This is a genomic window from Halorubrum coriense DSM 10284 (genome assembly GCF_000337035.1).
GTDB lineage: Archaea > Halobacteriota > Halobacteria > Halobacteriales > Haloferacaceae > Halorubrum > Halorubrum coriense.
Window position 1 is genome coordinate 1 of the sequence record NZ_AOJL01000018.1, and the last position, 24,740, is coordinate 24,740.

Consider the following 24,740-nt stretch of genomic DNA (forward strand, 5'->3'; position numbering starts at 1 on the left):
GCCGACGCGGTCTGGACGACGGAGTCGCTGCTCGCCTTGGGCTACCTCTCGGTCGTCGCCAGCGGGATCGGCTTCCTCGTCTACTTCGACCTGCTCGACCGGCTCGGGCCGATCGAGATCAACCTCGTCTCCTACGTCGCGCCGGTGTTCGCCGCGCTCGTCGGCTGGCTGGTCCTCGACGAGGGGATCACCGCAACCACGGTGGCCGGGTTCCTGATCATCTGCGTCGGCTTCGGGCTAGTGAAACGCGACGCGATCCGCGCGGAACTGCGCGCGACCGGCGTGTTCGGCTGACTGCGGCGAGATCACCCCGGCCCGCCCGCCCTCGCCGCAACCGTCTTGCCGCCGGGCCGACGACCTGCGCGTCGTGAGCGCCGACCAGATCGATCCGCAGGCGAAGCGCGCCGCCACGCGCCAGTCGCGGATCCCCCTCCCGCACGGCCGCTACCGACTGAAACTGCTGCGACTGCTGACCCGCCCGGTTATGAGGTTCCGGAACCGCGACCCGCCGAGCGTCGGCGCGACCGAGTCGATGTCCCTGCCCGGCCCCGCGGGCGATATCGACGCCCGGCTCTACCTCCCCGCGGGCGACCCGCCGTTCCCGACGGTCGTCTTCTTCCACGGCGGCGGGTTCGTCCTCGGGAGCGTCGAGACCCACGACCGGCTCTGCCGGCACCTGACCCGCGAGAGCGGTTGCGCGGTGCTGTCGGTCGAGTACCGCCTCGCGCCCGAACACCCCTTCCCGGCCGCCGTTGAGGACGCGTACGCCGCCGTGGAGTGGGCCGCGGACTCGACCGACCGGCTCCGCGGGACGGGCGACCTCGCGGTCGCGGGCGACTCGGCCGGCGGGAACCTCGCCGCCGTGACCGCGCTCATGGCCGCCGAGCGGGACGGCCCGGAGATAGCCCACCAGGCGCTCCTGTATCCGGGCATCGGCGTCGATACCGAGCAGGCGTCGGTCCGGGAACACGGCGGGATCGTCCTCTCGCGGGCGGACATCGAGTGGTTCTCCGAGTCGTACTATCGGAGCGACGTCCACCGGCGGAACCCGTACGCCGACCCGATCAACGCCGGCGACCTCTCCGGCGTCGCGCCCGCGACGGTCGTCACCGCCGGCTTCGACCCCCTCCGCGACGGCGGGCGGGCGTACGCCGAGCGACTGGTCGCGGACGGCGTCGCGACGCGGTACGAGAACTACCCCGCGATGGTCCACGGCTTCATGACGATGGAAAAGGTCGACCGGGCGCGCGAGGCGATCGCATCCGTCGGCGACGACCTCGCCGACGCGCTCGACGCCTAGCCGGGATCGGGTTCGTCACGGCGCGTCCGGCCACGTCACCGAACGCGAGGTGTGCGAACAGCCCTCAAGCCGCCGGTGGAGTTTATCCGAATGGCGACGACACGCCTCACGTGTTCCCCGAGAGCATCGAGACGGACCGACTCCAGTTGACCGTGCGGAGCCCCGAGAACGTCGACCTCGACGAGTGCTACCGGATCTGCTCGTCGGACCCCGGGATCGACGAGGTGACCGAGTACGTCACCTGGAGCCCTCACGAGACGAAGAAGGAGACGCTGGAGTTCCTCGAACGCGGGCGCGAGCGCTTCGACGACTGCGAGGCCGCGAGCTACGTGATCCGGCCGCGCGAGGGCGAGGACGGGGCGGGCGAGATCGCCGGCTTCGGCGGCTTCGGGGTCGACTGGGAGACGCGGACCGCGGAGCTCGGCACGTGGCTCCGAAAGCAGTTCTGGGGGCGCGGCTACTCCGGCGAGCGCGCCGCCGCGCTCGTCGAGGTCGCGTTCGACGACCTCGACCTCGACGTGGTCGCCGTGAGCCACCACCCGGACAACGAGCGGTCGCGGCGCGCCGTCGAGAAGTACGTCGACCGACTCGGCGGGCGGCGCGAGGGTCGCCTGCGCAACACGCTCGTCTTCGCCGACGGGACGGTCCACGACGAGGTGCGGTACACCATATCGCAGTCGGAGTGGCGCGCGGCGACCGCCTGATTCGGGCCGCTCCCGACGCCACCGAATTTATTACGTTCAGTGCGCTGCTGATTTCAGAAACCGGTCCGACCCAACAAACACTTACCGCCGCCGAAGCGACACCGAGCGCATGCCTTCACCGGCCGGCGGCGGAGCGAGCTCGACACGGGCGGAAAGCGGCCTCGGCCGCGGGCGCGGTCTCGTACGTCCTCGGCTACCTCGTCGTCTACGTCACCCAGAGCGGCCGGGTCGAGGAGGGGCTATCCGGGATCAACGTCTTCGCCGACCTCTTCGGCGGCGACACCATCTCGGTGTGGCGCGGCGTCGGCTGGGTGTTCTACAACGCGCACTTCGTCGACGTCGACGTGCCGTCGCTGGTCGGCGCGGCGCGGTCGGTGAACTTCATCTCGCAGCGCGACGGCGGGTTCGCGTACCTGTACGTCGTGCCGCCGCTGCTGCTCGTCGTCGCCGGGGTCGCGATCGCGCGGGCCGCGGGCGCGAGGACGCCGGCCGACGGCACGCAGTCCGGCGCGCTCGCCGCCACGGGCTACTTCCCGCTCGCGGTGATCGGGGCCTTCCTGTTCCGGTACGCCGTCGGCGACGGCGGGAGCGTCGCCCTGACGCTCGTCACGGCGGCGCTGCTTGCGGGGCTCGTCTACCCGGCCGTCTTCGGCGCCGTCGGCGGGGCCGCGGCCGGGGCCACGGCCGAGTGACCGGCGCGCCGAACCGGCCTCAGTACGCCTCGTCTTCGGGGTCGAAGCGGTCGCCGTACTCGCGGATCGGGTCCACGGGCTGTCCCTCGTCGGTCTCGGGCGCGACGTAGTCGATGAACGAGTCGACGTCGGGCTCGCGGACGCGCACCTCGACGGCGATCTCGCCCAGCTCGTCCGGCTCGCCGACCGCGAAGTTGACCACGCCTTCGAGCGCCGCCTGCTTCTTCAGCGAGAAGGCGAACCCCTCCTCGGTGCGGTTCTGTCGGAACACGCGGCGGGCGGTGTCGAGGATCTCCTGTTCGTGGAGGACGTCGGAGAAGGCGTCGAGGCTGTGCGTCTCGGAGACCAGCCGTCCCTCCTCGTGGACCGGGTCCGCGTCCGGGAAGACGTTCTCGACGGCGTCCGCGACCCGGTCGGTCACCTCGGTGTCGTGGACCGGCGTCTCGATCCGGACGTCGACGCTGTATATCACGCGCCGTCACCCCCGGCGTCGAGCGGTCCGGCGGCGTCGACGCCCAACACCTCGCGCATGCGGTCGCGGAACGCCGCGAGGCTCTCGGTGTTGTCGATCTCGACGTCTGCGCGTTCGAGCGTCTCGCCGAGGCCGAGGCCGAGTTCGCGCTCGTCGCGCTCGCGGAGCGCCTCTAGGTCGGAGTCGGAGTCGTCGCGGTCGCGCTCGCCCAGTCGCTCGGCGCGGAGCTCGAAGGGGGCGCGGATCGCGACGAGCGTGAAGTCGTCGCCGAACGCCTCGCGGAAGCGTCCGAGCTCGACGGTGGAGCGGAGGCCGTCGACGAGGACGGTGTCGCCGCGGTCGCTCTCGGCCGCGGCCTCCCGGATCCGCGGGAGCGTCCGCGCAGCGATGGCGTCGTCGCCCTCCTCCTCGCGGAGCGTGCCGGCCATCCGACCGTGGTGCTGCGCCGGGTCGAGCCCGCGGCGGCGACACTCGGCGCGGATCACGTCGCCCATGACGACGACGGGGATGCCGGCCGCCTCGGCCACGTTCGCCGCCTCCCCCTTCCCGCTGCCGGGGAGGCCGACGGTTCCGATGACGTTCATTACCGGGCGATACTCCGCTCGCGGACTTAGGTCTGCTGTTGAGCGACGCCACCGGCCGGCGGACGGGCCGCCGCGGAGTCGGCCCGCGGTCGCGGGGTCGCTCCCCGGTCGCGAGGTCGCCGTTCCGCGGCGGATCGGGTCGCTCCGGAACGCTCCGGAACGCTCCGGAACGCTCCGTAGGTCGTCTAATTATTTTATATATCTAGTATAAAATTACTTAAACTAGCCGTCGGACGATATGGTCGTGGCTGACGTGTGACTGGAAGTCTCGAACTCCCCCTCGCGCTCGCCCTCCGCACGCTGGGATCTCGCGTCTCGCGGGTCCGTTCGGACGGTGGAGAGTCGCGACGGCGCGCGCCGGCCGCGGACGATTCATGCGACGACGAACACTCATCACGGGAGCGGCAGCCGGCGGTATCGGCGGAATAACACTCATCGGCACGGGCGCGTTCGACGCGGCGAGCGCGGAGCGGACGGCGACGGTGAACTTCGCGGACGACGAGGACGCGTACTTGGGCCTCGTCTCGAAGAGCGCGTACGCGACGACGGACGGCGACGGCGAGCTCGCGCTCTCGTTCGGGGACGTCTCGGGCGTGGGCGACGGCATCGGGCGCAACTCGCAGTTCTTCTTCGACGAGGTGTTCGCGGTCGCGAACCAGGGGACCGAGACGGTCTCGATCACCGCGGCGAGCGACACCGACGGCTTCGACGGCGAGTTCCGGCTCTACCCCACCGGCGACCGCGACGGGGTCCTCGACGACCCCGACAACGCCGTCGTCTTGGAGACCGGGACGGAGCAGTCGGTCGGCACGTACGTCGAGACGGGCGACGTCGACGTCACCGAGGACCTCGACATCGACGTCACCATCGAGGCGGCCTTCGAGGAGGGGGGCGACGAGCCGGACGACCCCGGACCGGAGCCGCCGGAGACGATCGACTCGATACAGTTCCGCTCCACGGCGAGTCAGATCGCGGCCGACGGGGAGAGCGAACTCACCGACGACTCCGTCGTCGCCGTGACGGCGGCCGACAGCGCCGAGAACGTCGACACGAACGACACGGATCCGGTCATCTACGGAGACGATCCGATCCCGCTCGTCTCGGTGGACGGGACCAGCCCGGTCGCCGGCATCGGAACCATGCAGTCGCTCGAAGACGGGCGGGGCGAGTTCACGACCGGCACCGAGGAGTTCGTACTGAACCTCATGGACGAGCTGATCGGCTCCGGGTCCGTCCTCTGGGACGAGAGCCACGGGCAGTACTGGACGCTCGCGGACGACGGGAACAACTCCTTCGGGCAGTTCGTCGACTACGTCGGCGACAACGGGTACACGCTCGAGGCGACCGACGACCTCATGGAGGATCTGTCCGACGCCGACGGAGTCGCCATCGGGACGCCGGCGTCGGAGTTCAGTTCCTTCGAGCGTTCCGCACTGAGCGACTTCGTCGACGACGGAGGTGGCGTACTACTCTTCGACCAGAGCGACTTCGGTGACAACGAAGCGACGGCGACCCTGAACGACATCGCGGCCGCGCTCGACCTGGACTTCCGGTTCAACTCGGATCAGGTCGAAGACCCGGCGAATCCGGTCGACGGTTCCTCGTTCGACTTCACTACGAGCGAGTTCAACGCCGACGAGTTCTCTGGACTCTTCGCCGCCAGGGAGGGGATCCAATGAAGCGCCGCAGCGTCATCATCGGTCTCGGCGCGACCGCGGCCGGCGGCGGTGCGATCGCCACGGGCGCGTTCGACACGGCGAGCGCGGAGCGGGACGCGACGGTGGCGCTCGCGGACGACGCGAGCTCCCTCCTCGCGTTGACCCCGCTCGACGAGTCGTTCGCCTCCGTCGACGACGCGGGCGAGCTCGCCTTGGTCTTCGACGAGGTCGAGGGCGGCGGCACCGGCTTCGGCTCGAACACCGTCTACGAGGTCGGCGAGGTGTTCCAGGTCAGCAATCAGGGCACCGAGGACCTCGGTCTGTTCGCGACGGTCGACGACGGGAGCCTCGGCGACGCCGACTTCGCGCTGACCGTCGACGGCGAGGAGCTCGGTCCCGACCACACCGTCGAGCTCGGGGTCGGCGAGGCGGTCGCGGTCGGCGTCGAGATCGACGCGGGCGAGGATCCGACCGACGGCGAGGTGGCGATCACGATCGGCGTCGGCGACGGCGCGGTCGAGGACCCCGGTGAGGGCCCGGGCGAGGAGCCGCCCGCGTTCGTCGACAAGCTCGTCTTCGACTCGACCGCGAGCCTGTTGGCCGAGGACGGCTATCTCCCGGCCGAGGCGATCGCGGTCGCCGCGGAGCCGACCGCGGAGTCCGTCGACGAGGACGGGAACGGCGACGCCACGACGTACCCGGACGACGAGCCGCTGCCGCTGGCGGCGGTCGATCAGGACCGCCCCGTGGTCGCGTTCGGCTTCCCGTTCGCGCAGAACGACGTGCGGTTCGGCGACTACGGCAACGAGGAGGTGCTGTTGAACGTCTTCGACCGGTACGCGGACTCGGACACGGTCCTCTGGGACGAGGGGCACGGGCAGTTCTACGACCTCGCCAGCCACGAGTCGTTCGCGGGCTACGCCGGGGACAACGGGTACAGCGTCGAGGCCACCGAAGACCTCGAAAGCGACCTGCTCGGCCCGGCCAGCGCCGTCGTGATCACGTCGCCGGCGGACTCGTTCAGCGACAGCGAGATCGACGCGCTCGCCGACTTCGCCGACGCCGGCGGACTGATCGTGTTGATGGACCAGTCGGACTTCAACAACTTCGACGCGACGGACACTCTCAACGCGCTTGCGGACGGGATCGACTCCCAGATCCGGTTCAACGACAACCAGGTGATCGACGGCGAGAGCAACGCGGGAAGCGACTTCGCGCCGACGACGGGCGACCTCGACACCGGAAACTACCCCGCCCTCTTCGCCGACCGCGAGGGGCTCGGGATCGAACTCGACCCGACCGAGGAGTACGAGGTGACGGTGAACGGTATCGCCGACGGCGACACCGCGGACGTCGAGTTCGACAACGGGCTGGTCGACACCGTCCGGATCCTCGGCATCGACACCCCCGAGACCGGGAGCACCGAGGAGCGTCTCCAGGAGTACGAGGGGATAGACGACGCCCCCGCGCTGAAGGACGCGGGCGACGACGCGACGAGCTACGCCGAGGACAAGCTCGAAGTCGGCAGCACGGTCACCCTCTCGTTCGACGAGAACGAGGGGCTCCGGGGCGACTTCGGCCGCCTGCTCGGCTTCCTCGAACTCCCCGACGGCAGCGTCTACAACGCGAAGGCCGTCGAGGACGGCTGGGCGCGCGTGTACGACTCGGGGCTCGCCGACCACGACGCGTACTGGGACCTCGAACGCGCGGCCCGCGACGCCGGCGACGGCATCTGGGACATCTCCGACGTCGCGGCCACGCCGGTCGTCGGCGACGACCCGGTCGACGAGCTGTTCGTCCCGTTCGCCTCCGCGGTCGCGACCGCGGACGGCGACGTCCCGGCCGACCGCGTGCCCGTCGCCGCCGCGGACGGGACTCCCCTCGTCGGCGTCGACGAGGCGAACAACGTCGCGCTGCTCGGCGGGCCGCTCCCCGCGGAGAGCTTCGAGAGCGACGAGGACGGTCCCGGCACGGAGCCGTACGGGAACTACGTGTTCCTCGCGAACCTGATCGACGCGGTCGCGGCCGACGGCCGCGAGGGCAGCGTCGTGATCGACGGCGGCCACGGGCAGTTCGCGGCCGACTACGCGCTCTCGGCGGAGGACGCCGCCTACTTCCAGCGCTACCTCGAAGGGTTCGCGATCGAGTTCGACGGGAAGAACGACTTCGACGACGAGACCGGGCGCGACCTCTCCGAGGCCCGCGCAGTGATCGTCACCGCACCCGACGACGCGCTCGGCACCGACGAGGTCGCGGCGCTCGCGGACTTCCGCGACGACGGCGGTGCCGTGATCCTCGCCGGGGCCGGCGCGGACGCCGCGGCCGACGCGCGCGACAACCTCGACGCGCTCGCCGCCGACCTCGGCTCCGACCTGCGGACCGGCGGCGCGGTGACCGACGAGGCGAACAACCTCGGCGGCCCGGCGAACCCGACGACGACGAACTTCGACGCCGACTTCGACCTGTTCGACGCCTACGGCGACGGCGACGACGGCGGCGACGCCGGGAGCGACCTCGCGCTCGACGAGATCGTCTACGACCTGGAGGGCGACTTCCTCCAAGACGAGTACGTCGCGTTCGGCAACGAGGGCGACGCCGCGGTCGACCTCACCGGCTACGAGGTGTCCGACGGGGCCGGTAACAGCTACACCTTCGACGGCGTCACGGTCGCTCCCGGCGGCGCGGTCGCGCTGTACACCGGCTCCGGGACCGACACAGACGACACGGTGTACTGGGGGCGCGGCGCGGCGGTGTGGAACAACGACGGTGACACGGTGTTCCTCGCGGACGCGGACGGGAACACGGTCGTCGAGTACGGTTACTGAACGCGGTCGATCCGGGGCGCTCCCCGGCGCGAACCGCGGGCGTTTTTTAGACGGGGCGGATCAGAAGCGAATGAGGGCACGTAGCTCAGCTAGGATAGAGCGTCGGACTTCTAATCCGATGGTCGTGGGTTCGAATCCCACCGTGCTCGCTCCGAAACCTTCGGTTCTTGGGTTCTACCTCAAACCCTCCTGAACGGTGTCGAAAGCCACTCTACTGTTGGATTCTCAAATCGGTTTAGAGGTCTCTATTCGGATTCCGTTCAGCAGATTAACGCCCCCCTCCGCAGGCACCCGGTTTTCATTGTTTTCGGGGGTGGTCAGCCGTGAGCCTCGGGATCGACTCGAATTCACTCTGCCATCTCACCGCGGATGGTCCAGGCGAGTTCTGGTGCCCCGCGTGCGGTGCGCGCTGTACTCGGAACTCGTCGAGCCAGCTCGAATACGGGCACGCGCTCGACTGTCCTGAGCGGCCTGCCGACCTCACTGCTCCCGAACGGTGAGTCGGTCAGCTGCGCGCCGGTTCACCTCCCCACGGCTCCGGCACGATCTCGCTCGCCCCCTCGACCCGACACCCGTCAGTCTCTCCAAGCGGTCGGCGACCTTGCGGTGCGTGAGGACCGGCGGACCCGGTCCGAACGCCGCCGACCGCGCACAGGCGACCGAAGGTCGCCAAACGAGCGGCGGTGCCGTCGCGGTCGCGGAGTGGTCGCGCACGCCCGGAGGTGAGTTATGAGCGCGCCCGACGAAGGGGGTGCGTCTTGGCCTTCCAAGGAGACTAACTCTGTAACGGCTTCTCTCACCGGTTTAGAGGAAGATGCCGATCCCATCGTTGAACGGGTGAGCGAGTTCGCGGTTGAGTACCCCCATCTCGCCGATCAACCACTCTCTGAGTCGCACGGGCGCAAGCTTCGGCGTATCGTCACCGAGGCTGAATGGGAGAAAGAGTTCGTCGACCCTGACCATCCGCTTGAAGACTCGTTCGCCGTCGACTCGCTTCGTTCCCGCTCCGCTGCGACGTGGCTCGACGCGGTTCACGCCTTCCTCCGCGCACACCACGAGTATAGCGGGATGATGGCCCGATTCGAGGACCGCGAATCAGGTGACGAGTTCGACGTGCCTCTATCCGACGCGTGGGGGAAGGATTACAGTAAGAAGCAGTACGCACGGGCTCGCGCGCTCCAGCGGCAGATGTCCGGTGGAAAGCGTCCCTCCGGTGGCGAAGCCGCTCCCGCGTGGGATGACCCGGTGACCGTGATGCTCACTCTAACCGCCTCATCTGTCCCTGATGGTGACCGACTCCCGCCCGTCGAACAGATGGACGCGATACACGATGCGTTCAGCTACGGCGGCGTCCGTGATACCCTCCGCAACGTGATGGAGTATCACCTCAACCTCGACTCAGAACAGTGGGGCTACTGGCTTCAAGCGGAACCGCACGGAATGGGTTCCGCTGCTGACCCCGACAAAGACGCGGGTCTCAATGCCTGCTACACGCACATTCACGTCGGCGTCTACTTCGATGGTGCCGACTTCGGTGACCTCCGTCCGGTCGCTTCTGAGTTCGAACGAGTGATCGACAAACATCTAGAGGCCTGTGAGCCCGCCGGCTGGTCGGCACACAACTACGACGCTATTGACGACTATCTCGAAGAAGACGACGGCTGTATCTCGATGAACGCAGACGTCGGTAACCTCGGCTCCTACCTCGCCGCTTACATGGGCGGATACACTGAGGACCTGCTCGACAAGCCGATAGAGTACATCGCTTGGGGAGCTGTCTACTGGTCGGCTGCCCGCCAGCGGACCACACGCTCGCAGACCGTGAATCAGGCCATCCGCGCTGATCGGTGCGAACAGCGTGCGGAAAACGAACAGTCCGGACAAGTCGACGCACACGGCGAGCGCATCCGGTGGGACGATGGCCGCGGCGCTGATGTCGTGTGTTCCTGCTGCGGTTCCCCGTGGACAGTCGACCAAGACCAGCTTGACGGCCCGCCTGAAACCGGACCTGCGCTCGACGACGATCTCCGATGGGCTGTTGACGCAGCTGCGCCAGCGTCGGAACCAGACCCGGACCGCTCACTCGCTGAACGGTGGCCTACCGCCGACAGCGCGTGGTCCTATGGAGAATCGCTCGAAAAGACGGTGACCCGCGACCGCGTTCAGGACTATCTCGACGTTCACGGTAGAGATATCTCCCTGCCAGCAATGCTGGCGCACCTGAACATCGACCCGTCTTACAAGGAGTTCGTCGGCGAGATACTGAATGGTCAAATCAAGTCTGAATCTGAAGCCTTCGACCGTCGTTCGACGGAACCTGCGTTCGGCTACGAGCTGAAAGCGATCGTTGACCGCGACGGCAACGAACACGAACCCGGCGGTGGCGGCGTCGACATGGTGTCACTAGAATTGCCGATAAGCAACGTTATCCAGAATACTCGGCTCCGCCACGACCTTGCGCAAGGTGAAATCTTCCGCGATGCTAGGACAGAGATAGCGAGTCATAACCCGATGACGATCGCCGCTGGATTCGTCAATGATGGTATTACCGATCCTACTGTCGTTGATCGACTCCTTATTGTAGAAGATTATCATGTCTCAAATCCAATGATGGACCGAGATAGTCGTAGACAATGTATGATCTTAGAGAATACTGAATGATCTTGGCCTGACTGCCTGTTCACTCACTAGAGATCTGCTTCATGTAATACTCCTTTACTAACAATTCGATGTATTGGTGATGTGTTATGTCTAGTACTGACCAGGTGATGAAGACAATTACAGCAATGATCCCAGAAACAAACCATACAATCCAGATGATCTCTGAACCTCGATTTCCTAGGTAGTAGAATGTATAAATCGCAAATCCGAATATAGTTGCTAATCGTAGGTTTGCCGAGAATATTGAGATAGACTGCATCCTACGGAGTCTCGGTGTCAAGTCTTCGTGCATATAAATTAGCAATAGGTCGTATATTTGTCTGGGATTATTTTCCTTAAAATCGACATTTAGCTCTCTTTCCATACTCTCACGAAAGTCGAGATCTAGGTTATTGGTGAGTCGCTCATGACCGTCGGGTTCTTCATAGAATTTGAGTCTGCTGGGTAATTTCTTTTGTAATTTGATTATGTGTGTGTAAAAAGCGGGCATTTTCTCTAATTCATCTGTTTCCTTGTATATAATATATCGGAAGTTTTGCGGCACTCGAAATATCCCAGATCGGAATTGATCTACAAATTCTCCGGTGAGATAACCGACGAATGCCAGTATGAGAAATGATGGAGTATTAGTCGAGAGCAGCTCTGGTGTTGTTAAACTCACCCCCACTGCGGTAGGTGCTATGAGCGCTAAGCCGGGAATTAGCCTTGTTAGGGTGTCTCTTAGCGAAAAGCCCAAGAATGCTGTTGATTGGGACATGTATTTTCACCATCCTGTCTGAACATATATATCTTCCAGATGGATGTGGACTTCACTTACACCACGCGCGTCTCACGTTTATAACGGAAATCAGGTTCGACTATCAGTCGGAGATGTCGACTGAAAGACCGACGCCGCCGGACGGTTACGAACAGTTCGAAGGAGAGTCACCCGAGTCCGATGTTCCCACTGTGGAACTTGGCCCTGGTGACGTACTCGAAGGCCTCGTACTCGACNTACGAACAGTTCGAAGGAGAGTCACCCGAGTCCGATGTTCCCACTGTGGAACTTGGCCCTGGTGACGTACTCGAAGGCCTCGTACTCGACCTGACCGAAGGGGAAGGCGAGTACGGACCCTGGTACCGCCTGAAGATCAAGGACGAGAGTCGCGGAGTCGTCCGATACTTCGCCAAGGACGACGTGAAGCGCGCAGCTGCGCAGGATCGCATCGAGGTCGGTGAAGACATCTGGATCGCGATGGACACCGATGAGGTGACCTTGGAACGCGACGACGGCTCGACGCACGACTACCACCCGACGAACTGCTTCTTCCCGGGTGGTGGCTGATGGCGTCGTCGTATTCGCGTTCGATGTCCGACACGCTCTCGGACTACACCCACCTCCGGACGCTCCCCGCGCTGCTGTCGGTCGTGTTCGTACTCGCCGGGCTCTACCAGTTCGGCGGGATTTCCGAGGTGATGATCACCTGGCTCGACTACGCGCTGACCGCACAGCACGCGACGTTCATCTCGCTCGGTGCGTACGCGATTGCCTTCGCGAGCAGCGAAACCAAACAGTTCGAGAGCTACGAAGACTGGGAGAAGGTCGCGATCGCAGCTGGCCCGCTCGTCATCATCGGCTACCAGTACGTCCCGCAGATCGCTAGCATCATCAACACGAACAGTAACCTCGGCCCGATCCTCGCGTTCTTCGCGACGGTCGTCGCTTGGGGCGTCGCTGTTCGGTAACCCCCCTCTACCCTCAACTTATGAGTTCCAACCATGACGACCCGACTAGCCGTACCGCTTCGAATCGCCCTCCTGATGGGCCTGCTGTGGGCGCTAACGGTTCTGATACCAACCGCCCTGCTCGTCTGGGCCGCCGTACCTTCGTGAAAGGCCTCGGTGCTGCTGGCGCGACTGCTGTCGGCCTCTCTCATGACCGCGGCTTCGCGCAGGATGCCGAAGCAATCGCTCCGCTTGTCGGCTATGCCATCGGCGCGGCCGCGATCTCCGCTGTCGGCGGTATCGGCGTNTGAGGGGTTGACGCCTGACGTACTCCGCAATCAGCTTAGTCAGTCCGTCAAGAAGCGCAAATCGAACAATCAGAGTACGATCGTCGACAACCAGAACATCCTCGACGGCGTTGAGCATACGGCCTACACTGAGGCCAAGATCGCCGCCATCGAGGAACTGAACGCTGGTTCATCTGAGTCTGCGGTCCTGTCCGCCGCCAACAGCGCGATCGATTCCTACGAGACCACGGTCCGCTCGAACTTCTACAAGTCGTGGAACGAGACGGTCCGTGAACTCGAAGCGATGACTCAAACGGTCATCGCGCACAGCGAAGTCGGCCTCTCGGCCATCACCGACTTCGGTGATCCTCGTTTCGACCTCTCTGGTTCGAGCCCGAACACGCTGAAGGATACCACCGTCACGATGCCTGACGGCACGGACTTCACCCTGCTTACCCTCAACCATGACACTGGGTGGTCTGACAGCAACGCTGCGTACTCCGTCGTCGAGTACAACCCGAAAGAGGTTGTCACTCAAACGAGCGCGAACACGTACAACACCGTCGATGGCACGGAGTACATGAAGTTCTCCGACTGGAATGCTGTCGAGACTGAGATGAACACCACGTTCACCAACGTCCGAAACGGGATTTCGACGTGGGTGACGAACGTCTATGGTGACGTTCAGAGTGGTGCGATCGAGATTTCCGACCTCGTGACGCCGCGCGAACGCGCCGCCATGATGGCGCAGGAGGAAGGCATGAGCCAAGCGATTGCCGACCTCATCGCGCTCAACGTTCCGGTCGACGCCGAGCGTGAGGCGACGATCACTATCCAAGACACTGGGGCGACGCTGCCCGGTACGTTCGCGCTTACGGACTCGTCGGATGGGCCGTTGTCTGCTGGTCAGACATACGACCCGTCGACGTTCTCCGGCGACGTGTACTTCACCGCCGACATGTCGCTCGTTGAGGGTCCGTGGGATGCGATCAACTCCGGCATCGACGGAGGTAGCATCACCATCACCTCGGAGCCGTACGAAGGCACCGCGATCGAGGTGACGACCGTCGAGTCTGAAACCGTCTCGGTCCCTGCTGCTGACTGGATTGACAACGGCGACGGGACGTGGTCATACGACGCCTCTGCTGACCTCGAAACCACCATCACCAACGTCGACTCCTCGCGGTTCCACGCAACCGCGACTGAGACGACGTACGACACGCTCCAACTGAAAGGCGCGTTCACCGTCGACAAACTGGTCAACAAGCAGTCCGGCGAAGAGGTCTCGTCGACGAACTTCGATAACTCTGAACCGCAGACTGATTCCAACTACATCACGCAGGATGAGTGGGACCAGCTCGAACAGCAAAACCAAGAGCTGATCGAGAAGTACGAGAACTCGCAATCTGGCGGTGGTATCGACCTCGGCCAGTTCGACATGTTCGGACTGCCCGGCGAACTCGTCGCTGTTGCCGCCGCCGCGCTCGTCGCGCTCGGCGTCCTGAGCAACTGACTATGCTCCCCCGACTTTTCCTTGTCGCGCTCGTAGTAGTGACCTCGCTGTCTGGCGCTGTTGCCGCACAGGACGCCCCGAACGCGACCGCTGAGAACTCGACCGCCGTCGAACAGGTCAACACCTGTTCGGAGGAAATCACCTCGACGCTCCGGCTCTGCTCCGCCGAGTACGTCGACGGCGAGGCCGTACTGCTCCTCGACTCCGACACCCGCGACCGGGTGACCGTGACCGAAGCCGTCGCGCTGACCGAGTCGCGCGAGCTGCGCCGGGACTCATTCATCGTCGACGGGAAGACCGAGATTCGGATGCCCGTCCAACCGTCGAACGGCCGAGCCGGAGTGACGATCGACGATGGGACTACCCTCTACGGTGTCCCGCTCGAAACTACCTCGACCATCGTCGCTGGTCCGTTCACCGCCAGCGACGCGCAGGCAGCTGGACTCGGGGGCGGCGTCGGTGTCGCGGTTGTAACCATCTTCCTCGTGGCAAAGGTCGTCTACGGCCGCAGCGAGGAACCCGAGAGGTTAGCATGAGAGACGCACCAGAACCCAGACCCGAGCCGCCCCGCCACGTGAAGATACTCGACTGGCTCCACAGCCACGCTCCCGAACTCGCGGTCGGCATGATCGCCTTTGTGGCCCTGTCCGCGATCGTCGGCTTCGACCTCGAAGTGCCGCGCTTCTGGTACGTGTTCGGCGTCGCCGCGGTCGGCCTCTCCCCGCTCGGGTTCCTCGTCGGGAACAAGGTCGTCTCGTGGTTGTACGACCCGGCATGGGTCTACCTGATCGACCTCGACGCCCGTGTACTCGATGGCGGAATCTACCGGCTGCCCCTGGAGGACTTCCGAGAGCTCGAAATCCTCGACGACGATGAGTTCGTCAATTCGACGTACGACCTCACGCAGCTCTCCCCGAACCTCTACGTCGGGAAACAGGTCGATCTTGAACACATGACCGTCGTCGGCACCTGGCGCGGGACGCTCGACGATCGGGACTTGACCCGCGCGCTCCGCGCGGTCCACGAGTGCCGCGGCCAGCTCCAAGACGACGCGCAGCGAGGATTTATCCTCGAAACTTCCGCGTTCGTTGTGGTCCGTCGCGCGACCCGGAACACGGTTGAACGGATCGTGGAGCTGTTCGAAGACGGCTCCCTGCCCGACTCCGGCGAAGGTATCGATCGCGCCGTCGATCAGGAGCTGAAGGACTTCGGTCTCGACGCGGGGGACTCCGACCTCTCGGACCTCGTCGACGACGAGATGATCGACGAGATGGACCACAAGTCGGGGTTCGACTTCTCGACGCCCGAGGACCCGGATACCGAACGCAACGGACACGCGGAGAAAGCCGAGGTGCGTGCCGATGGGTAACTCCGACGAAGGGATGCTGACCGCGGCGAAGCTCGCGGAACAGCTCTCCGGGCGCATCGATACCGATCGAGACCTCGACCCGCGGGCCGGAGCGATCGACCCGGACGACGTGTCGGCGTCGGTGTTCCTCAACGACCTCGACCCGGAGGTTGCCCAGGACTCCCATCTGCTCGACCTCGTCGACCGGACCCAGCAGTCGCGGAAAGCGTCTGAGGCGATTCGTTCGGGGAACTCGCTGCTGCTCTCGCATCTCGTTGGAATCACCGAACAGGACCTCGACGGCTCCGCGCTCCGGCTCCCGCTGCGGCTCGACGACGTGATGACGAACAACGACGCGACCGCGTTCATCGGTGGTGCTGGGAACCCGAACACGGGGAAGACGAACCTGATGGCGCTGCTGGCTGAACTCCGCTCGGCGACCGTCGACGATCTCCTCGTGATCTCGAACTCGCGAACGTGGCCGTTGACAGACGTCGTGGTCACCAGCGCGCACGACCTCGCCGTGACGTGTATCGAGCATCGCGACCGGCCGAAGTTCGTCTTTATCGACGAAGGCTCGACGCACTTCGACGCTCGCACGAACTCCTACGAGGTCGCGGCGCAGTTCTCTCCGCTCGCCAAGCGGATGGCGAAGGTGAATGTCGACGTGTTCGGGACGGTGTTCCACACGGGGAAGGACTGCCACCCGGAGCTGAAGCGGCTGTTCACGACCGCGTACTTCAAACACTCCAAGAAGGAGGTCGACTTCTTCGCCGACTGGCCCGCTGACGCGGACAAACCCGAGAACCAACTGTTCGGCGGGACGGTCGAAAACCTCGAACCCGCGACCGCGGAACCTGATCCGGACGACGCCGCTCCGTGGAACTGGAACCTCGAACCTGACCTGTTCTCACTCGACCTCGGCTGGTCCGATCTCCTCGACGAGCTGCGTGAACGTGGCCCGAATTAATTTATTCTATTAAGAAATTCAATTTAGTCTAAAACGCAAGTCTCTGTTTTGCTAATCCATATTAGTCTGTAAATCTTATATGAAAATCAAACTATGAGTGTGGGGAGAGAATTATTCGATTTAAGAGCTGCTGGCGGGTACCTCCCTGTTTTGCTACTAATTCAGATCCGTCCGGATCTCCCAAGTATCCCAATAATAAATTATCCGTTGTTACCTCTCTTCATTTTTTCTAGTCTGATTGGTGCTGTTCTTTTTCATGGATTGTTGAGAAAGGCCTTTGGTTTGGGTGGTCCCGAAAAAAATCCTCAACGGGAAAGCGAAGCCGTTCTCAGTATGTTAAAAGCAATAATGGGCGATGATATTGATGACACTCCTGATAGTGTTACTCAGTTTTTATTCATATTGCTCATTGTAATCTGTATACCAATTTGGATGGTCTCCATCCTTATTTCAGGCATTTATTCTTTTAGCGAGCTAACTGGTCTGACCAGTGGGACTCAATTAATCATATTTTCATTTTATGTCTGGATTCTTCAACTCATATTATGGCCAAGATTCACACCAACGTATTTAAAATCACAAGAAAAGTTGCCAAACGAGGATACAGAAACGGAAGATGGCGAAGTAGAAAGCAACAAAGAAGCGCTAAACTAGAATATTATAATTTATACGCAAAATTCTGCTTCACATCCAGTTTACTAATAATCACTAAACACGGCGATCCACCCATCGACCCACCCACCCTTTCAGTGGGCGGGAGCCTGCGCGACCCCTCCTTGTGGGGGGGAGCGCAGGTTCACATGAATAATGACCGTAACTGTAAGGAAAATCCAACTAATATTAGCAGCAAACCTCCTGTCCTAATTTTTGTCTTCCCACGTCTCACTTTTCTATCAATGATGTATCTGAGCCTCTCAAATATGGGTTCATCCACATGAACCGCCTCATTTCCATCACGATCATACCCCTTTATTGTCAATTCGGGTCCTTTAGCTTCTTTACCCCCTACAACCGTTGTGCCAACATACAGTTCTAATTCAGATACCTCGTCGCCAATTTGACATTTGCTACCGGTAATCTCGTTTATTTCACACACGAGTTTGTCAAATCCTATTTGATTCTCCTCTACTTTTCCCGCTTCGAGTTTTTCAATCCCTCTAAGTAACTTTCCTGCCCCGTAAAGCCGCTCTAGGTGAATGATCCCGGGGACAGCGATAATGACCCCGCCTATACCATAAATTGTCATTCCTAATATGCGTATCACTAATTCGTTCGTCAAGATATCACAGATCATCTGAAAGCCACCAAGCTCTGGTTCCTCCCAACGTCTTAGACTCTATTTTACCCTCTCCTTCCAGTTCTACAAGCCTCCTATATATCCCCGGTTGACTGTATGATAGTCCGTCTGCTATTTCGGAAGTTGAGAATATTTTGTCGTCAGACTTTCTAAAGTATTCCAATATTTCATCATCTGAGGTGTCCGCTGGTCTGCCTGTCATATCCCTGCTTCAGTCCCCGCCTACATAATTATCAGCCACGTGGTAGTTAATAACTGGCCGTTACTTATGTATTGGCAAATAGTTAAGTACCAGCTAATACATATCTACTTATCGGAACCCGACGGCAACTAAGCCACAAACCGGACCTCGCTGCTAGTGACAGCAGGTCCGGACGGGCTTCCGTGAATCAGGCACGAAAGCCATGTCAGTAAACACGGCCAGGGGTATTCAATCCCGCCACGACGAACGTGATCGCGCGACAACCAGCGGGCTCGCTCCGCTTTACTTTCAGTTTCACTCCCCGTACAAGGATTTCTCCTTTTATACCCGACCTCGTCGGCGTGAGGTGATGCCTCCGAGAGAAGTTGTGCGGATCGAAGACGACGCTGATCGGTGGCGGTTCCTCTGTCCCCGCGGCCACCGAACGTGGGAACCGACGAATCACCACTTCTGGTGTCAGCTCTGCGCGCGCCACGACGACGCCGACGGCGTGTTCCACGAGCTGCGCGACCAGAAGACCGACGCACTCCTTGAACGCGACCAGGTCCAACTCCTCACTGAGACCGGACCGTACGATCACGACCTCGACGGGGGCGCGCGATGACGACGCTCTACTGCGCCGAGTGCCGGTCCCGGTTCGAACCGGACGACGCGCACGTCTGGATCCAGGGTGAGCATCGGTCCGTCGACGATCGGAACCGGCTCGAAGACTTCGCGATGTGTCCGGACTGCTGGGCCGACCTCACGGAGAACTGGGGTGAGCCCGTTTGAACGCCAGTTCCGATCGGGACCTCTCCACCTGCCCGGTCTGTGAGTCCCGGATCGAACCCGAGCCGCCGGACGGGTTCACTCGGTACGCGCGACAGGTCGCGGGCTACCTCGATCACTTCGCTGAGAACCACCCGGACCACCCGATCCTCGACGCTCCGGAGGGATTCCTGTGAGCGACGATCTCGAACCGATCGCTCCGGTCGACGCCGTGGAGATGTTCCACAGCGCGATGGAGGACGAACACTCGGAGTCCACCCGCCGGAGCGAGCACTATCGACTCCAGTCATTCATCCAGTTCTGCGACGAGGAAGATATCGAGGACCTGAACGGACTCTCGGGCCGGGACCTCTACCGATTCCGGACCTGGCGGAGAGAGGGGAAGGGCGACGGACGCGAGCCGATCAAGCTCGTCACGCTCAAGAGCCAGCTGGCGACGCTTCGCCGCTTCCTCCGGTTCGCCGGCGACATCGACGCTGTCGATCCGAACCTGTACGAACAGCTCACCCTCCCGACGATGAAGAACGGGGAGGACGTGTCCGATACCACGCTCAAGCCCGAGCGCACTATCGAGATACTAGACTACCTCGAAAGCGCACAGCCGGCGTCTCGCGATCACGTCGTTCTCCTCCTCCTGTGGGAGACGGGAGCCCGGAGCGGTGCGATCCGCAGCCTCGACCTCGACGACTGCGACCTTGACGGGACGCATCCCCGTTTCTCCGGTCCGGCGGTTCACTTCGTCCATCGTCCGGAGACGGGGACTCCGCTCAAGAATCACGAGTCGGGTACTCGCTGGAACCGTATCAGTCAGAAGACCGCTCGGTTCATCGAGGACTACATCGAGTATCACCGTGACGACGTGACCGACGAGTACGGTCGTGACCCGCTGCTAACGACCAGGTACGGTCGACCCGTGGCCAACACGTTTCGGAAGACGCTCTATCGGGTGACCCGTCCGTGCTGGCGCGGCGAGGGCTGCCCGCACGATCGAGATATCGACAGCTGCGAAGCGGTCGACATCGACCACGCGAGCAAGTGTCCGTCGTCGCGATCTCCTCACGACGTGCGGAGCGGTCGGGTAACCTACTACCGCCGCGAGGACGTTCCGCGCCGCATCGTCCAGGACCGACTGAACGCGAGCGAGGATATTCTGAGTCGTCACTACGACCGGCGGTCGGACCGTGAACAGGCAGAACAACGCAGCGACTTCCTCCCCGACCTATGAACCCCGAACCCTACGCCGCAGTTCCCGGTATCGCCAAACCCCACCGTGCCCGTACAGCGAGGAGCGAAGCGACGAGCGAACCGGCACGCAGGGGATTCGAACCCAATCAGTCGCGCGCAGCGAGCGAAGCGAGCGAGCACGTCTGATTTTGATTCGAATCCCACCGTGATCGCTCCGAAACTGTCGGTTGCTGCGTTGTAATTCAAACCACGTGTGACGATTTCGAAGAGCCCTCCACTCGTAGATTGATAGATCAGTTTAGCAGCCGCTATTCGGATTCCGTTTATCGAACCACCGAGAATTCGTCTGACAAACCGATCGAGTACATCGCTTGGGGAGCTGTCTACTGGTCGGCGGCTCGCCAGCGGACCACCCGCTCGCAGACTGTGAATCAGGCTATCCGCGCCGATCGGTGCGAACAGCGCGCAGAAAACGAAGAATCTGGACAGGTCGACGCTCACGGCGAGCGCATTCGGTGGGACGATGGTCGCGGCGCTGACGTCGTTTGCTCTTGCTGCGGATCGCCTTGGACTGTCGACCAAGACCAGCTCGACGGTCCGCCCGAAACTGAACCTGCGCTCGACGAAGATCTCCGGTGGGCTGCTGACGCAGCTGCGCCAGTGCCGGAAACAGGGCGCGATCTATCTCTCGCCGAACGGTGGCCGAGCGCTGACAGCGCGTGGTCCTACGGAGAATCGCTCGAAAAGACGGTGATCCGTGACCGCGTCCAGGACTATCTCGACGTTCACGGCAGAGATGTTTCTCTGCCGGCGATGCTGGCGCATCTGAACATCGACCCGTCTTACAAGGAGTTCGTCGGCGAGATACTGAACGGTCAAATCGAACCTAAATCCGAAGCCTTCGACCGACGCTCGACGGAACCTGAGTTCGGTTACGAGCTGAAAGCGATCGTCGACCGCGACGGGAACGAACACGAACCCGGCGGTGGCGGCGTCGATATGGTGGCTCTAGAATTGCCGATAAAGAATGTTATCCAGAAAACTCGGCTCGCGAACGACCTCGCACAAGGAGAGATTTTCCGCAGCGCTCGTACAGAGGTTGCGAGCCACGATCCCAAAACTATCGCAGCCAGATTTGTGAACAACGGAATTACAGATCCGGAAGTTGTTGACCGTCTTCTCATCGTAGAGGACTATCATGCTTCTAACCCTGCTATGGATCGGAATGAACGACGGGCTTGTATGATCCACTCGAGAGAGCGGTGATCCACTACTAGAGGTGGTCAGGTCATCTTTTGAATCCACAAAATCCAATCTGATATTGTTGAGAACGCGGCCGACGAGTGTGTTTCAAGCCAGATCTACGAACAATATTACCTCAGTATACGATTCAAGCCTATCTGAATGGCGCTATATCGCTATGGAACAAACTTATACGTCATTCAAAATACATTGGTTTCATGGCGTGCGACCACTGCGGTCGCGAGTTCGATAGTCTCCCGTACACGTGTAAGCGATGCGGCCGTGACTTTTGTACAGAGCATCGGCTACCTGAATCTCATAACTGTCATCAACTCAAGATTGAACAGGCGGAACAGGAATTAAAACGTGAGGCAGACAAGGACGCTGAGCCTTGGTTTAAAGATGAGTTCCGGCTGTCCAATGTCGAAGAGTCAGGCTCAGAAGGTCGCGCCACTACGCATCCAGCCGACGAATCTGCCAAACCGACAGCCGAATGTAAAACATGCGGGAAACGACTGTATGAACATGAGGCAGCGGGGTGTCCAAACTGCGAAAGCACCTTTTGCGGCGAGCATCTTGCCGACCACCGGGCCGACTGCTCTGATTCACCTACGCAAGAAACAGTAAGCAGTTCCCCAGTCACTACGCGCGATACAACTTCTCCCGATGTCGCACCAGATGGATCTGTGGTTCGTGGTAGTTCAGCACCAACCCAAGAATCAGAATCTGAAGGTACCAGTTTGAGTAGGGCTAAAAATGTATCTTCGTCTCTACTCGGTGCGCCAATGGCGATAGCTTCTAAACTAATTTCCTCAGCGAAGATGGTGTATCGGTATCCATTGACGAGTATGTGGAGTGCGACAAAGTTCATACTAATACTTGGCATCATTGTGCTACTCGCTGGGCAAGTTGGGATTGGACCAATTGATACCTCGCCTGAAGAACTGGCTTCACCTCTGGCCGATGCCGCCGCAAATGTGACTGGTCCCGCAGACATAAACGAACAGCAAGTGGAGAGGCTTGTACGAGAAGGTATTAACGAGCGTCGAGCTGAGCGCGGGTTAGGCAATCTCTCGTCGTCTGCGAGCCTACAAGAACAAGCCAGATTACACAGCGAAGACATGGTCAATCGCGATGAGTTGGCACACGATTTCTCCGACTCTACCACAGAGGAACGGCTCTCTATGGCAGGCTGTGACGCTAGTGGGGAGAATGTAGCACAAACGTGGTATCAAGAAAAAGTAGATACCGCAGAGGGTGAAACGTACATTAGCGATGAAGAAGATCTCGCTGAATCACTTGTCACACAGTGGATGAACTCCCCACCGCACCGCGAGAACCTTCTTCGACAGAAGTGGTCAGAAACAGGCGTAGGAGTTAATCTCACAGATGAGAATAAAGTCTATGCCACACAGGTGTTTTGTTCGTAATCCACCCGAAATTTTATATCAGTAGTTCTATGCGAAGAGCAAAATTTTCTCGTGCCGTGTGGATCGTGACTCCCTCTGTTGACGGGGAGTAATGTAGGATAAATTAGGTTCCATGGATTTCGCTAGAACCACTGCCGTCTGACTACTTTCACTTCGCTTAGGATGTTATTATACGCGAATTCTATGTCTACTAACAGTTGGAGATGTCGACTAAAAGACCGACGCCGCCTGACGGTTACGAACAGTTTGAAGGAGAGTCGCCGGAGTCTGATATTCCCACGGTGGAACTTGGCCCCGGCGACATACTAGATGGTCTCGTGCTCGACCTGACCGAAGGAGAGGGAGAGTACGGCCCTTGGTACCGCCTGAAGATCAAGGACGAGAGCCGCGGAGTCGTCCGATATTTCGACAAAGACGACGTTAAGCGCGCAGCTGCGCAGGACCGCATCGAGGTCGGCGAAAACATCTGGATCGCGATGGACACCGAAGAGGTGACCCTCGAACGCGACGACGGCTCTACGCACGACTACAACCCGACGATGGTCTCCTTCCCGGGTGGTGACTGATGGCGTCGTCGTACTCGCGTTCGATGTCCGACACGCTCTCGGACTACACCCACCTGCGGACGCTCCCCGCGCTGCTGTCGGTCGTGTTCGTACTCGCTGGACTCTACCAGTTCGGCGGGATTTCCGAGGCGATGGTCACCTAGCTCAACTACGCGCTGACCGTCCAGCACGCGACGTTCATTTCGCTCGGTGCCTACGCAATCGTCGTACTTGGAATAAAACGGATCAGTCCGCCGCCGGCGGCGTCCCGAGGTACTTCTCGTTCAGTTCGTACTCGCCGTCGTCGCCCTCGACGAGGTACTCGCCGTAGTAGGGCACGCGGTTCGCCACCACGTCCTCGAACGTCTCCGCGATCTCCGCGCGGGTCATCTCGCCCATCGACCGGAGGTCGTCGTTGCGGTTGAGACAGCCCTTCAGGTACCCCTCGTGGGTGACGCGGACGCGGCCGCAGTTGGCGCAGAACTCCTCGTTCTCGACGGGGTCGACGATCTCGACCATGCCGCCCGTCTCGTCGTCGCTCGCCTCGCCGACGAAGTAGCGCTTCCGGTCGTGCATCTCGCGGTGTTCGACCCGGTCGGCCTTCTCGGCGAGCCAGTCGTGAACGCGCCCGATGTCGACGTTCCACTCCGGCCTGCCGGTCAGCTCCGGCATGTACTGGATGAGCTGGAGCTGGAGCCCGTCGTTGTCCGCGACGTGCTCGACCATCTCCTCGACGTAGCCCGCGGTGTGCGTGAACACGACCATGTTGAGCTTCACGGGGTCGAGCCCGGCGTCGACCGCGGCCTTGACGCCTTCGAGGACCTGCTCGTACGCGCCGGACTTCGTCACCTCGGCGAAGTCGTCCGGGTCGAGCGCGTCCTGCGAGACGTTGACGCGGTCGAGGCCGGCCGCCTTCAGGTCCGCGGCGCGCCCGGGGAGGAACGTCCCGTTCGTCGTCATCGAGGTCTCCATCGAGTCGGGCGTGCGCTCGATGATCTCCTCCAGATCCTGCCGGAGCATCGGCTCGCCGCCGGTGAACTTCACCGCGTCGACGCCGTACCCCTCGACGACCTCTAGGAAGCGGACCACGTCGTCGGCGCTCATCTCCGCGTCGCTCGGCTCCATCGGCCCGCGGGTGTCGCCTAACCCCTCGTTGTGACAGTAGACGCAGTCGAAGTTACACCGGTCGGTGAGCGAGATCCGCACCCCCGTCACCTCCCGTCCGAAGTCGTCCGCGAGTGGGGCGGCCATGCCCGGTCGAAACCGCTACGCGCGGTTAAATACCCGGGTCGTTCGTGCGGGTAGGTAACGCCTCTCGGTTACGTGGCGGCCGTGAAATCGGCCGGCTCCGGT

28 protein-coding genes and 1 tRNA gene are annotated in these 24,740 nt (G+C 61.9%); 23 read left to right on the top strand and 6 right to left on the bottom strand.

Features of this window, described 5'->3' with window-relative positions:
- The 4 genes from C464_RS03515 to C464_RS03530 form a co-directional block, all read left to right on the top strand.
- Positions 1–294, top strand: a 294-nt coding sequence (locus C464_RS03515) for a DMT family transporter (protein ID WP_006112169.1), incomplete at its 5' end; no start/stop codon positions are given.
- Positions 295–367: 73 nt separating this feature from the next.
- On the top strand, positions 368–1,300 hold the full coding sequence (locus tag C464_RS03520; protein ID WP_006112171.1) for an alpha/beta hydrolase: 933 nt from the start codon (positions 368–370) through the stop codon (positions 1,298–1,300).
- 110 nt (positions 1,301–1,410) lie between these two features.
- Positions 1,411–2,004: a GNAT family N-acetyltransferase gene (locus C464_RS03525; protein WP_006112172.1), complete on the top strand. Its 594-nt coding sequence runs from the start codon at positions 1,411–1,413 to the stop codon at positions 2,002–2,004.
- Entirely contained in the window at positions 1,983–2,696 is a 714-nt protein-coding gene (locus tag C464_RS03530) for a hypothetical protein (protein ID WP_006112173.1), read from the top strand. The genes C464_RS03525 and C464_RS03530 overlap by 22 nt, the downstream gene beginning before the upstream one ends.
- A gap of 19 nt (positions 2,697–2,715) precedes the next feature.
- Here C464_RS03530 and C464_RS03535 read toward each other — a convergent pair whose 3' ends face one another.
- Both C464_RS03535 and C464_RS03540 read right to left on the bottom strand, forming a co-directional pair.
- Entirely contained in the window at positions 2,716–3,168 is a 453-nt protein-coding gene (locus C464_RS03535; RefSeq protein WP_006112174.1) for an RNA-binding domain-containing protein, read from the bottom strand.
- Positions 3,165–3,752, bottom strand: a complete 588-nt coding sequence (locus C464_RS03540) for an AAA family ATPase (RefSeq protein WP_006112175.1) — start codon at positions 3,750–3,752, stop codon at positions 3,165–3,167. Before C464_RS03540 ends, C464_RS03535 begins: the two co-directional genes overlap by 4 nt.
- A gap of 374 nt (positions 3,753–4,126) precedes the next feature.
- On the opposite strand from C464_RS03540, the gene C464_RS03545 reads away from it, so the two are divergent.
- The 4 genes from C464_RS03545 to C464_RS03560 all read left to right on the top strand — a co-directional run bounded on the left by C464_RS03545 (position 4,127) and on the right by C464_RS03560 (position 10,896).
- A complete protein-coding gene (locus C464_RS03545) occupies positions 4,127–5,431 on the top strand; it encodes a DUF1102 domain-containing protein (protein WP_006112176.1) in 1,305 nt (434 codons plus the stop codon).
- The gene (locus tag C464_RS03550; protein ID WP_006112177.1) at positions 5,428–8,235 is read left to right on the top strand and encodes a DUF4350 domain-containing protein; all 2,808 of its coding nucleotides are present in this window, start codon (positions 5,428–5,430) and stop codon (positions 8,233–8,235) included. Before C464_RS03545 ends, C464_RS03550 begins: the two co-directional genes overlap by 4 nt.
- Positions 8,236–8,309: 74 nt before the next feature.
- Positions 8,310–8,384, top strand: a tRNA-Arg gene (locus C464_RS03555).
- Positions 8,385–9,072: 688 nt separating this feature from the next.
- Entirely contained in the window at positions 9,073–10,896 is a 1,824-nt protein-coding gene (locus C464_RS03560; RefSeq protein ID WP_006112178.1) for a hypothetical protein, read from the top strand.
- Between the two features lie 19 nt (positions 10,897–10,915).
- On the opposite strand, the gene C464_RS18330 is transcribed toward C464_RS03560, so the two are convergent.
- Positions 10,916–11,653, bottom strand: a complete 738-nt coding sequence (locus C464_RS18330; protein WP_152420874.1) for a hypothetical protein — start codon at positions 11,651–11,653, stop codon at positions 10,916–10,918.
- A gap of 282 nt (positions 11,654–11,935) precedes the next feature.
- On the opposite strand from C464_RS18330, the gene C464_RS03565 reads away from it, so the two are divergent.
- The 7 genes from C464_RS03565 (at position 11,936) to C464_RS18335 (ending at position 17,372) form a co-directional block, all read left to right on the top strand.
- Entirely contained in the window at positions 11,936–12,220 is a 285-nt protein-coding gene (locus C464_RS03565) for a hypothetical protein (protein ID WP_239640180.1), read from the top strand.
- Positions 12,220–12,621, top strand: a complete 402-nt coding sequence (locus tag C464_RS03570; RefSeq protein WP_049910816.1) for a hypothetical protein — start codon at positions 12,220–12,222, stop codon at positions 12,619–12,621. Before C464_RS03565 ends, C464_RS03570 begins: the two co-directional genes overlap by 1 nt.
- A gap of 20 nt (positions 12,622–12,641) precedes the next feature.
- A complete protein-coding gene (locus C464_RS17255) occupies positions 12,642–12,911 on the top strand; it encodes a twin-arginine translocation signal domain-containing protein (protein WP_080510395.1) in 270 nt (89 codons plus the stop codon).
- A 1,527-nt stretch (positions 12,912–14,438) separates the two neighbouring features.
- Positions 14,439–14,936, top strand: a complete 498-nt coding sequence (locus tag C464_RS03580) for a hypothetical protein (protein ID WP_006112182.1) — start codon at positions 14,439–14,441, stop codon at positions 14,934–14,936.
- Positions 14,933–15,769, top strand: coding sequence for a hypothetical protein (locus C464_RS03585; protein ID WP_239640181.1), 837 nt, complete (start codon positions 14,933–14,935; stop codon positions 15,767–15,769). The genes C464_RS03580 and C464_RS03585 overlap by 4 nt, the downstream gene beginning before the upstream one ends.
- Positions 15,762–16,718 (top strand): hypothetical protein, encoded by a 957-nt coding sequence (locus C464_RS03590; protein WP_006112184.1) that lies wholly within the window; start codon positions 15,762–15,764, stop codon positions 16,716–16,718. The genes C464_RS03585 and C464_RS03590 overlap by 8 nt, the downstream gene beginning before the upstream one ends.
- 93 nt (positions 16,719–16,811) lie before the next feature.
- Entirely contained in the window at positions 16,812–17,372 is a 561-nt protein-coding gene (locus C464_RS18335) for a hypothetical protein (protein ID WP_152420876.1), read from the top strand.
- A 142-nt stretch (positions 17,373–17,514) separates the two neighbouring features.
- Here the strand turns inward: C464_RS18335 and C464_RS18340 are convergent, their stop codons facing one another.
- Both C464_RS18340 and C464_RS18345 read right to left on the bottom strand, forming a co-directional pair.
- Entirely contained in the window at positions 17,515–18,012 is a 498-nt protein-coding gene (locus C464_RS18340) for a hypothetical protein (protein ID WP_152420877.1), read from the bottom strand.
- A complete protein-coding gene (locus C464_RS18345) occupies positions 18,002–18,217 on the bottom strand; it encodes a helix-turn-helix domain-containing protein (protein ID WP_006112185.1) in 216 nt (71 codons plus the stop codon). Before C464_RS18345 ends, C464_RS18340 begins: the two co-directional genes overlap by 11 nt.
- Positions 18,218–18,566: 349 nt before the next feature.
- Here C464_RS18345 and C464_RS03595 point away from each other — a divergent pair, with 349 nt between their 5' ends.
- The 8 genes from C464_RS03595 to C464_RS03620 all read left to right on the top strand — a co-directional run bounded on the left by C464_RS03595 (position 18,567) and on the right by C464_RS03620 (position 23,551).
- Positions 18,567–18,821: a hypothetical protein gene (locus C464_RS03595; RefSeq protein WP_049910818.1), complete on the top strand. Its 255-nt coding sequence runs from the start codon at positions 18,567–18,569 to the stop codon at positions 18,819–18,821.
- Positions 18,818–18,988 carry a hypothetical protein gene (locus C464_RS18870; protein WP_161781657.1) on the top strand — a complete coding sequence of 57 codons (171 nt, stop codon included), beginning with the start codon at positions 18,818–18,820 and terminating at the stop codon, positions 18,986–18,988. Before C464_RS03595 ends, C464_RS18870 begins: the two co-directional genes overlap by 4 nt.
- Positions 18,985–19,161 carry a YbdD/YjiX family protein gene (locus tag C464_RS18875; RefSeq protein ID WP_161781658.1) on the top strand — a complete coding sequence of 59 codons (177 nt, stop codon included), beginning with the start codon at positions 18,985–18,987 and terminating at the stop codon, positions 19,159–19,161. The genes C464_RS18870 and C464_RS18875 overlap by 4 nt, the downstream gene beginning before the upstream one ends.
- On the top strand, positions 19,158–20,210 hold the full coding sequence (locus tag C464_RS03600) for a tyrosine-type recombinase/integrase (protein WP_006112187.1): 1,053 nt from the start codon (positions 19,158–19,160) through the stop codon (positions 20,208–20,210). Before C464_RS18875 ends, C464_RS03600 begins: the two co-directional genes overlap by 4 nt.
- Positions 20,211–20,596: 386 nt before the next feature.
- On the top strand, positions 20,597–21,436 hold the full coding sequence (locus C464_RS17260) for a hypothetical protein (protein ID WP_239640182.1): 840 nt from the start codon (positions 20,597–20,599) through the stop codon (positions 21,434–21,436).
- Between the two features lie 194 nt (positions 21,437–21,630).
- Positions 21,631–22,842, top strand: coding sequence for a CAP domain-containing protein (locus C464_RS19395; protein WP_006112189.1), 1,212 nt, complete (start codon positions 21,631–21,633; stop codon positions 22,840–22,842).
- Positions 22,843–23,045: 203 nt separating this feature from the next.
- The gene (locus C464_RS03615) at positions 23,046–23,408 is read left to right on the top strand and encodes a hypothetical protein (RefSeq protein ID WP_049910821.1); all 363 of its coding nucleotides are present in this window, start codon (positions 23,046–23,048) and stop codon (positions 23,406–23,408) included.
- Positions 23,408–23,551, top strand: coding sequence for a hypothetical protein (locus tag C464_RS03620; RefSeq protein ID WP_006112191.1), 144 nt, complete (start codon positions 23,408–23,410; stop codon positions 23,549–23,551). Before C464_RS03615 ends, C464_RS03620 begins: the two co-directional genes overlap by 1 nt.
- A gap of 82 nt (positions 23,552–23,633) precedes the next feature.
- Here the strand turns inward: C464_RS03620 and moaA are convergent, their stop codons facing one another.
- Complete coding sequence (gene moaA, locus C464_RS03625; RefSeq protein ID WP_006112192.1) at positions 23,634–24,638, bottom strand: GTP 3',8-cyclase MoaA; 1,005 nt, start codon at positions 24,636–24,638, stop codon at positions 23,634–23,636.
- Positions 24,639–24,740 lie beyond the last annotated feature (102 nt).

Bases quoted from the DNA above. Each gene is read 5' to 3' on its own strand.
- C464_RS18345 (WP_006112185.1), bottom strand. From the start codon at position 18,217: ATGACAGGCAGACCAGCGGACACCTCAGATGATGAAATATTGGAATAC.
- C464_RS03570 (WP_049910816.1), top strand. From the start codon at position 12,220: ATGGCGTCGTCGTATTCGCGTTCGATGTCCGACACGCTCTCGGACTAC.
- C464_RS03595 (WP_049910818.1), top strand. From the start codon at position 18,567: ATGCCTCCGAGAGAAGTTGTGCGGATCGAAGACGACGCTGATCGGTGG.
- C464_RS03550 (WP_006112177.1), top strand. From the start codon at position 5,428: ATGAAGCGCCGCAGCGTCATCATCGGTCTCGGCGCGACCGCGGCCGGC.
- C464_RS18340 (WP_152420877.1), bottom strand. From the start codon at position 18,012: ATGATCTGTGATATCTTGACGAACGAATTAGTGATACGCATATTAGGA.
- C464_RS03545 (WP_006112176.1), top strand. From the start codon at position 4,127: ATGCGACGACGAACACTCATCACGGGAGCGGCAGCCGGCGGTATCGGC.
- C464_RS03540 (WP_006112175.1), bottom strand. From the start codon at position 3,752: ATGAACGTCATCGGAACCGTCGGCCTCCCCGGCAGCGGGAAGGGGGAG.
- C464_RS03615 (WP_049910821.1), top strand. From the start codon at position 23,046: ATGTCGACTAAAAGACCGACGCCGCCTGACGGTTACGAACAGTTTGAA.
- C464_RS03585 (WP_239640181.1), top strand. From the start codon at position 14,933: ATGAGAGACGCACCAGAACCCAGACCCGAGCCGCCCCGCCACGTGAAG.
- C464_RS03590 (WP_006112184.1), top strand. From the start codon at position 15,762: ATGGGTAACTCCGACGAAGGGATGCTGACCGCGGCGAAGCTCGCGGAA.
- C464_RS18335 (WP_152420876.1), top strand. From the start codon at position 16,812: ATGAGTGTGGGGAGAGAATTATTCGATTTAAGAGCTGCTGGCGGGTAC.
- C464_RS18330 (WP_152420874.1), bottom strand. From the start codon at position 11,653: ATGTCCCAATCAACAGCATTCTTGGGCTTTTCGCTAAGAGACACCCTA.
- C464_RS18870 (WP_161781657.1), top strand. From the start codon at position 18,818: ATGACGACGCTCTACTGCGCCGAGTGCCGGTCCCGGTTCGAACCGGAC.
- C464_RS03620 (WP_006112191.1), top strand. From the start codon at position 23,408: ATGGCGTCGTCGTACTCGCGTTCGATGTCCGACACGCTCTCGGACTAC.
- moaA (WP_006112192.1), bottom strand. From the start codon at position 24,638: ATGGCCGCCCCACTCGCGGACGACTTCGGACGGGAGGTGACGGGGGTG.
- C464_RS19395 (WP_006112189.1), top strand. From the start codon at position 21,631: ATGGCGTGCGACCACTGCGGTCGCGAGTTCGATAGTCTCCCGTACACG.